A 7,294-nucleotide genomic window follows, 5' to 3' on the forward strand; every position below is an offset into this window, starting at 1 on the left:
CGTGGCCGGGCGTCGGCCGATGACGTGGAACACCTCGGGGAGCAGCAGCGTGAAACGCCGGATGATCAACTCGCTGCTGGTCGTCGTCCTGGTGGTGGTCGTGGTGTTCTGCGTCCCGCTCGCCCTGGTCGAGAAGCGCACCATCGTCAACTCGGCCCAGGACCGGGTGGACGCGGCCGCCGTCCGGGTGCTCGCCCTGGTCGAGAGCCGGCTCGCCGACCGCGAGGCGGTCAACAACGGGCGCGTCTTCGAGAGCCAGGTCACCGAGGGCAGCTACGTCGAGGTGCAGATCCCCGGCCAGCAGGTGGTCTCGGCGGGTGACCGTCCGGCCGGGGACCACCTGCTGAAGGCCGTCGAACGCGGCAACAGCGGCGAGATCGTCACCGTCGAGCAGTCCCGCGAGGACGTCGACCACGAGATCGCCAACAACCTGCTGCTGCTCGGCGTGGTCGCCCTGCTGGCCGTCCAGGCCGCCGTGGCGCTCGCCGTGTGGCAGGCCAAGCGGCTCGCCCGGCCGCTCACCGAGCTCGCCGAGACCGCCGAACGGCTCGGATCCGGCGACCCCCGCCCGCGCGACCGCCGGTACGGGGTGCCCGAACTCGACCGGATCGCCGAGGTGCTGGACACCAGCGCCGAACGGATCGCCCGGATGCTCACCGCCGAACGCCGGCTCGCCGCCGACGCCTCGCACCAGCTGCGCACCCCGCTCACCGCGCTGTCGATGCGCCTGGAGGAGATCACCGCCCTCGCCGAGGAACCGGAGACCGTCAAGGAGGAGGCGACCATCGCCCTCCAGCAGGTCGAGCGGCTCACCGACGTCGTCCAGCGACTGCTCACCACCCAGCGCGATCCGCGCAGCCCCACGGCCGTCGCCTTCGACCTGGACGAGGTGATCAAGCAGCAGGTGGAGGAGTGGGGCCCCACGCTGCGGGAGCAGGGCCGGGTGCTGTCCCTGGAGGGCCTGCACGGGGTCACCGCGGTCGGCACCCCCGGGACGGTGGCCCAGGTACTGGCCACCCTGATCGAGAACTCCCTGATGCACGGCGCCGGGACGATCACCCTGCGGGTCCGGCCCTCCGGCACCTCGGTGGTGGTCGAGGTGCAGGACGAGGGCGCGGGGGTGCCGGCCGACCTCGGCAACCGGGTGTTCGAGCGCGCGGTCAGCGGCCGCAACTCCACCGGCATCGGCCTGGCCGTCGCCCGCGACCTCGCGGAGGCGGACGGCGGCCGGCTGGAGCTCCTGTCGCTGAAGCCGGCGGTGTTCGCGCTGTTCCTCGGACGCACCCACGAGGACCAGGACTAGCGCGACGGCCGGCCGCAGAGGGCCGGCCGCGAGGGCCGGTTGCGAGGCTCGGCGCGCGAGGCCTACTCGGCCTTGGCGTAGCGGATCTGCTCGGCGGCCAGCATCAGCTCGGCCTGGGCCGCCAGCTCCTGGCCGCCGGCGGCCACGTCGACGTCCTGCTCGGGCTCCGGCAGCGCCTTGAACACCCAGCTGCGGTACGAGACGAAGCGGAACACGGTGGCGACGCCGAGGCCGATCACCTTGGCGCCGAGCTGCTCGTAGTGCGAGTCCAGGTGCAGCACGTACACCGTGAAGGCGAGCACGCCGGTCTCGATCAGCATGCCGATGCCGCTGAAGACCAGGAACAGCGTGATCTCCCGCTTGCGCGAGGCCGCGTCCCGGTCCCGGTACAGCCAGTAGCGGTAGCCGAGGTAGTTGGTGGCGATCGCGATCACGGTCGCCGCGATGTTCGAGCGCAGCGAGGCCAGGCCGAGGCCGTTGATGCAGACCCAGAACACGGCGAAGTTGACCACCACGCCGCTCAGGCCGACGATGCCGAACTTCACGACTTCGCCCGTGAGCCCACGCATCCTGTGCGTGAGCGGGGGTTTCGAAGCTGCGGTCGTCGCCATACCGGGCTGCCTCCATGTGCCTGCGGACGAAAGGGGGCCCGGCGCGGGACCCGGCCACCTCGAGCCCTGCGTGCACGCACATGATCGGACTGCGTGGACGAGGACCTGGCCGTCCAGGCTACCCGCTTCCATCGAACGGCTCAGCCCGCCGGGCCCCGGGTTGACATCTACGCGCGTCCACTACTCAGTGCCCCACCGCGGCTCCACCGCCCCCCACCGGCCCGGATATCCTGGCCGGGTGACTTCCCCGGGCAATGTGAATTTTCCAGTGGTGGGCATGATCGGCGGCGGGCAGCTGGCCCGCATGGCACACCAGGCGGGCATCCCGCTGGGGGTCAGGTTCAAGCTCCTCGCCGACACGCCGCAGGACTCCGCCTCGCAGGTGGTCTCCGAGGTCGTCCTCGGCGACTACCGCGACCTCGACACCCTGCGCCGCTTCGCGGCCGGCTGCGACGTGATCACCTTCGACCACGAGCACGTCCCGACCGAGCACCTGCGGGCCCTGGAGGCCGACGGCGTCGCCGTCCGCCCCGGCCCGGACGCGCTGGTCAACGCCCAGGACAAGGGCGTGATGCGGGCCAAGCTCGACTCCGTCGGCGTGCCCTGCCCCCGGCACCGGATCGTCGCCGACCCGGCCGACGTCACCGCCTTCGCCGAGGAGGGCACCGGATACCCGGTCGTGCTGAAGACCGTCCGCGGCGGCTACGACGGCAAGGGCGTCTGGGTCGTGGACGACGAGGAGCAGGCGCAGGCCCCGTTCCTGGCCGGCGTCCCGGTGCTGGCCGAGGAGAAGGTCGACTTCGTCCGCGAGCTGGCCGCCAACGTGGTCCGCTCGCCCAGCGGCCAGGCCGTCGCCTACCCGGTCGTCGAGAGCGTCCAGGAGAACGGCGTCTGCGCCGAGGTCACCGCCCCCGCGCCGGACCTCGACCACGCGCTCTCCGACGAGGCCCAGCAGCTCGCCCTGCGGATCGCCGGGGACCTCGGCATCGTCGGCCACCTCGCCGTCGAGCTGTTCCAGACCCGGGACGGCCGCATCCTGGTCAACGAGCTGGCCATGCGCCCGCACAACTCCGGGCACTGGACCCAGGACGGCGCGGTCACCTCGCAGTTCGAGAACCACCTGCGGGCCGTCCTCGACCTCCCGCTCGGCGACCCCCGGCCGCGTGCCAAGTGGACCGTCATGGTCAACGTCCTCGGCGGCGACTACCCGGACATGTACCACGCCTTCCTGCACTGCATGGCCCGCGACCCCGGGCTGCGGATCCACATGTACGGGAAGGACGTGAAGCCCGGCCGCAAGGTCGGCCACGTCAACGTCTTCGGGGACGACCTCGACGACGTCCGCGAGCGCGCCCGCCACGCGGCCGCCTACCTGCGAGGAACGATCACCGAATGACATCCCCGGTTGTTGGCATCGTCATGGGCTCGGACTCCGACTGGCCCGTCATGGAAGCCGCCGCCCAGGCCCTGGACGAGTTCGAGATCCCCTACGAGGTGGACGTCGTCTCGGCCCACCGGATGCCCCGCGAGATGGTCGCGTACGGCGAGAACGCCCACCGGCGCGGCCTGAAGGCGATCATCGCCGGCGCCGGCGGCGCGGCCCACCTGCCGGGCATGCTCGCCTCCGTCACCCCGCTGCCGGTCATCGGCGTGCCCGTGCCGCTGCGCTACCTCGACGGCATGGACAGCCTGCTGTCGATCGTCCAGATGCCGGCCGGCGTGCCGGTGGCGACCGTCTCGGTGGCCGGCGCGCGCAACGCGGGCCTGCTCGCGGTGCGGATGCTCGCCGCCTTCGACGCCGAACTCGCCGAGAAGATGGCCGACTTCCAGGCCGAGCTGAACAGCCAGGCCACCGAGAAGGGCAAGAAGCTGCGGGCCAAGGTGGCCGGTTCCCCCTCCTTCGGCTTCGGCAAGTAACCCCGCTGGTCGGCCTGGGGTAGAACAGCCCGTATGACTACTCAGACGGACTCCGCCACCGCACTGGACCGTGCCCGCGCCCTGCTCCGCACCGCCCCGGTCGTGGACGGTCACAACGACCTCCCCTGGGCGATGCGCGAGCAGGCCGGGTACGACCTCGGCGCGCTCGACCTCGCCGCCGACCAGAGCGACCGCTTGCACACCGACCTCGCCCGCCTCGCGGAGGGCGGGGTCGGCGCGCAGTTCTGGTCCGTCTACGTACCCGCCTCCCTGGCCGGCGACCACGCGGTGAGCGCCACCCTGGAGCAGATCGACTTCGTCCACGCCTTGGTCGAGCGCTACCCCGACCGGCTGCGGCTGGCCCGCACCGCCGCGGACATGGAGGCCGCCCGCGCCGAGGGCCGGATCGCCTCGCTGATGGGCGCCGAGGGCGGCCACTCCATCGACTGCTCGCTGGCCACCCTGCGCGCCCTGTACGAGCTCGGCGTGCGGTACCTGACGCTCACCCACAACGACAACGTGCCGTGGGCCGACTCCGCGACCGACGAGCCGGTGGCCGGCGGGCTGACCCGCTTCGGCGAGGAGGTCGTCCGGGAGATGAACCGGCTCGGCATGCTGGTCGACCTCTCGCACGTCTCCGCCGACACCATGCGGGACGCCCTGCGGGTCACCGAGGCGCCCGTGCTGTTCTCGCACTCCTCCGCCCGTACCGTCTGCGACCACCCGCGCAACATCCCGGACGACGTGCTCGCCCAGCTGCCCGCCAACGGCGGGGTGGCGATGGCGACCTTCGTCCCGAAGTTCATCCTGCCCGCCGCGATCGACTGGACGCTGGCCGCCGACGAGAACATGCGCGCCCACGGCTTCCACCCGCTGGACACCACCCCGCCGGCCATGGAGCGCCAGCGCGCCTTCGAGGCCGCCAACCCTCGCCCGATCGCCACCCCGGCCACCGTCGCCGACCACCTCGACCACATGCGCGAGGTCGCCGGCATCGACCACATCGGCATCGGCGGCGACTTCGACGGCACCGCCTTCCTGCCGGACGGGCTCGACTCGGTGGCCGGCTACCCCAACCTGGTCGCCGAACTCCTCGGCCGCCGCTGGTCCGAGGCCGACCTGGCCAAGCTCACCTGGCACAACGCCGTGCGCGTCCTGCGCGACGCCGAGTCGGCCGCCGCCTCCCTGCGGACCAGCCGCCGGCCGTCCATCGCCACCATCGGCCAGCTGGACGGCGCCGGAGTCTAGGCTCCGGACGGCGCCGGTGCCTAGGCCAGCAGCGGGATCTCGATGGCCGGGCACCTGTCCATCACCATGGTGAGCCCGGCCGCCCGGGTGCGCTCGTACGCGGCCTCGTCCACCACCCCGAGCTGGAACCAGACCGCCTTCGCCCCGACCGCCACCGCCTGGTCGGCCACCTCCCCGGCCAGCGCGCTGTTCACGAACACGTCCACCACGTCGATCGGGAACGGGATCTCGGCGAGCGAGGCGTAACCGCGCTCGCCGAGAACCGTCTCGGCCTTCGGGTGAACGGGGACGATCCGCTTGCCGTAGCGCTGGAGGACCCGCGCCACGCCGTGGGCGGCCCTGGCGGTGTTGGTGGAGAGGCCGACCACCGCCCAGGTGTCCCCGGTGGCGGTGAGGATCTCGCGGACCGTCGCGTCGTCGCCGTAGTGCGTCATGCCGGTAGAAACGACGCCCACGGGCGCGGGATTCCGGTTCGCTTCGGGGCATCGAAAGCGCCCGCCCCCGGTGGTGCGGGGCGGGCGCTCAGCGGGGGGAGCGGCCGGGGGCGGCCTCAGCTGGGGCGGCCGAGGGCCCGGTAGGTCCAGCCGGCGGCGCGCCAGGCTTCGGCGTCGAGGACGTTGCGGCCGTCCAGGAGGCGGCGTTCGGCGACGACGGCGCCGAGTTCGGCCGGGTCCAGCTCGCGGAACTCGGCCCACTCGGTGAGGTGGAGGACGACGTGGGCGCCCTCGGCGGCCTCCAGGGCGGAGCCGGCGTAGGCGAGCGAGGGGAACATCTTGCGGGCGTTGTCCACGGCCTTGGGGTCGTAGACGGTGACCTGGGCACCCTGCAGCTGCACCTGGGCGGCCACGTTGAGGGCCGGGGAGTCCCGGATGTCGTCCGAGTTGGGCTTGAAGGCGGCACCGAGGACGGCGACCCGGCGGCCCAGGAAGCCGCCGCCGCACTGCTCGCGGGCCAGCTCGACCATCCGCGAGCGGCGCCGCATGTTGATCGAGTCGACCTCGCGCAGGAAGGTCAGCGCCTGGTCGGCCCCGAGTTCGCCGGCCCGGGCCATGAACGCCCGGATGTCCTTGGGCAGGCAGCCGCCGCCGAAGCCGAGGCCGGAGTTGAGGAACTTGCCGCCGATCCGCTCGTCGTAGGAGAGCGCCTTGCTCAGCTGGGTGACGTCCGCGCCGGCCGCCTCGCAGACCTCGGCCATCGCGTTGATGAAGGAGATCTTGGTGGCCAGGAAGGAGTTGGCGGCGGCCTTGACCAGCTCGGCGGTCGCGAAGTCGGTGACCAGGAACGGCACTCCGGCCGCGATCGGCTCGGCGTACACCTCGCGCAACAGCCGCTCGGCCCGCTCGCTCTGGGCGCCGACCACGATCCGGTCCGGCCGCAGGGTGTCCTGGACGGCGAAGCCCTCGCGCAGGAACTCGGGGTTCCAGGCCAGTTCGGCGTCCTCGCCGACCGGCGCCAGCGCGGCCAGCCGCTCGGCCAGCCGGGCCGCCGAGCCGACCGGCACGGTGGACTTGCCGACCACCAGGGCCGGGCGGGTCAGGTGCGGCGCCAGGTCGTCGATCGCGGTGTCCACGTACGACATGTCGGCGGCGAACTCGCCCTTGCGCTGCGGGGTGTTGACGCAGATGAAGTGCACGTCGCCGAACTCCGCGGCCTCCTTGGCGGAGGTGGTGAAGCGCAGCCGCCCGGTCGAGCCCTCGTGCCCGGGCACGTGCTTGAGCAGCAGCTCCGACAGCCCCGGCTCGTACATCGGGACGCGTCCGGCGGTGAGCGTGGCGATCTTGTCGGGATCGATGTCCAGACCCAGCACCTCGAAGCCGAACTCGGCCATCGCGGCGGCGTGCGTGGCTCCGAGGTAGCCGGTGCCGATCACTGAGATGCGGAGGGTCACGGGGTCCCCTTGAGTTGCGGGTTCGACCAGTAGAGGTGTGCTGATGCTATCCGCCCGGGCCGATGGGGTAGGGATCCCCCGGCTCCGGAGGACGCTAGGCAGTCGCAGGTCGGAGCCCTAGGATCCTTACTGAACGGTAGTTAACCCGGATTCGACGTCGATCAGACTTCGGTCACTGGACCACGAGGCAGGCATCATGGCGGGCAGCGCGGCTGACTTCGATCTCTTCCGCATCTCCGAGGAGCACGGGATGCTCCGTGAGGCGGTGCGTTCGCTGGCCGAGGCGAAGATCGCGCCGTTCGCGGCGGAGGTGGATGAGCAGGGGCG

General features: G+C 72.1%; 8 protein-coding genes. 5 read left to right on the forward strand and 3 right to left on the reverse strand.

Going from position 1 to position 7,294, the window contains the following annotated elements:
* Positions 1 to 49 precede the first annotated feature (49 nt).
* Positions 50 to 1,303 (forward strand): ATP-binding protein, encoded by a 1,254-nt coding sequence (locus ACZ4WV_RS30940; protein WP_465751945.1) that lies wholly within the window; start codon positions 50 to 52, stop codon positions 1,301 to 1,303.
* 62 nt (positions 1,304 to 1,365) lie between these two features.
* Here ACZ4WV_RS30940 and ACZ4WV_RS30945 read toward each other — a convergent pair whose 3' ends face one another.
* On the reverse strand, positions 1,366 to 1,872 hold the full coding sequence (locus ACZ4WV_RS30945; protein WP_465751946.1) for a GtrA family protein: 507 nt from the start codon (positions 1,870 to 1,872) through the stop codon (positions 1,366 to 1,368).
* Between the two features lie 298 nt (positions 1,873 to 2,170).
* Here ACZ4WV_RS30945 and ACZ4WV_RS30950 point away from each other — a divergent pair, with 298 nt between their 5' ends.
* From ACZ4WV_RS30950 to ACZ4WV_RS30960, 3 genes are read left to right on the forward strand one after another with little or no spacing between them, the layout of a single operon-like run.
* Positions 2,171 to 3,310 carry a 5-(carboxyamino)imidazole ribonucleotide synthase gene (locus ACZ4WV_RS30950; protein ID WP_465751947.1) on the forward strand — a complete coding sequence of 380 codons (1,140 nt, stop codon included), beginning with the start codon at positions 2,171 to 2,173 and terminating at the stop codon, positions 3,308 to 3,310.
* Positions 3,307 to 3,831 carry a 5-(carboxyamino)imidazole ribonucleotide mutase gene (purE, locus tag ACZ4WV_RS30955; protein ID WP_465751948.1) on the forward strand — a complete coding sequence of 175 codons (525 nt, stop codon included), beginning with the start codon at positions 3,307 to 3,309 and terminating at the stop codon, positions 3,829 to 3,831. The genes ACZ4WV_RS30950 and purE overlap by 4 nt, the downstream gene beginning before the upstream one ends.
* A 33-nt stretch (positions 3,832 to 3,864) precedes the next feature.
* Positions 3,865 to 5,079: a dipeptidase gene (locus ACZ4WV_RS30960; RefSeq protein ID WP_465751949.1), complete on the forward strand. Its 1,215-nt coding sequence runs from the start codon at positions 3,865 to 3,867 to the stop codon at positions 5,077 to 5,079.
* Between the two features lie 20 nt (positions 5,080 to 5,099).
* On the opposite strand, the gene ACZ4WV_RS30965 is transcribed toward ACZ4WV_RS30960, so the two are convergent.
* On the reverse strand, positions 5,100 to 5,513 hold the full coding sequence (locus ACZ4WV_RS30965; RefSeq protein WP_465751950.1) for a CoA-binding protein: 414 nt from the start codon (positions 5,511 to 5,513) through the stop codon (positions 5,100 to 5,102).
* Positions 5,514 to 5,629: 116 nt separating this feature from the next.
* Positions 5,630 to 6,967 (reverse strand): UDP-glucose dehydrogenase family protein, encoded by a 1,338-nt coding sequence (locus ACZ4WV_RS30970; RefSeq protein WP_465751951.1) that lies wholly within the window; start codon positions 6,965 to 6,967, stop codon positions 5,630 to 5,632.
* Positions 6,968 to 7,163: 196 nt separating this feature from the next.
* On the opposite strand from ACZ4WV_RS30970, the gene ACZ4WV_RS30975 reads away from it, so the two are divergent.
* A partial coding sequence (locus ACZ4WV_RS30975) for an acyl-CoA dehydrogenase family protein (RefSeq protein ID WP_465751958.1) occupies positions 7,164 to 7,294 on the forward strand: 131 nt, incomplete at its 3' end.

It is taken from the genome of Kitasatospora sp. NPDC029312 (assembly GCF_055569215.1).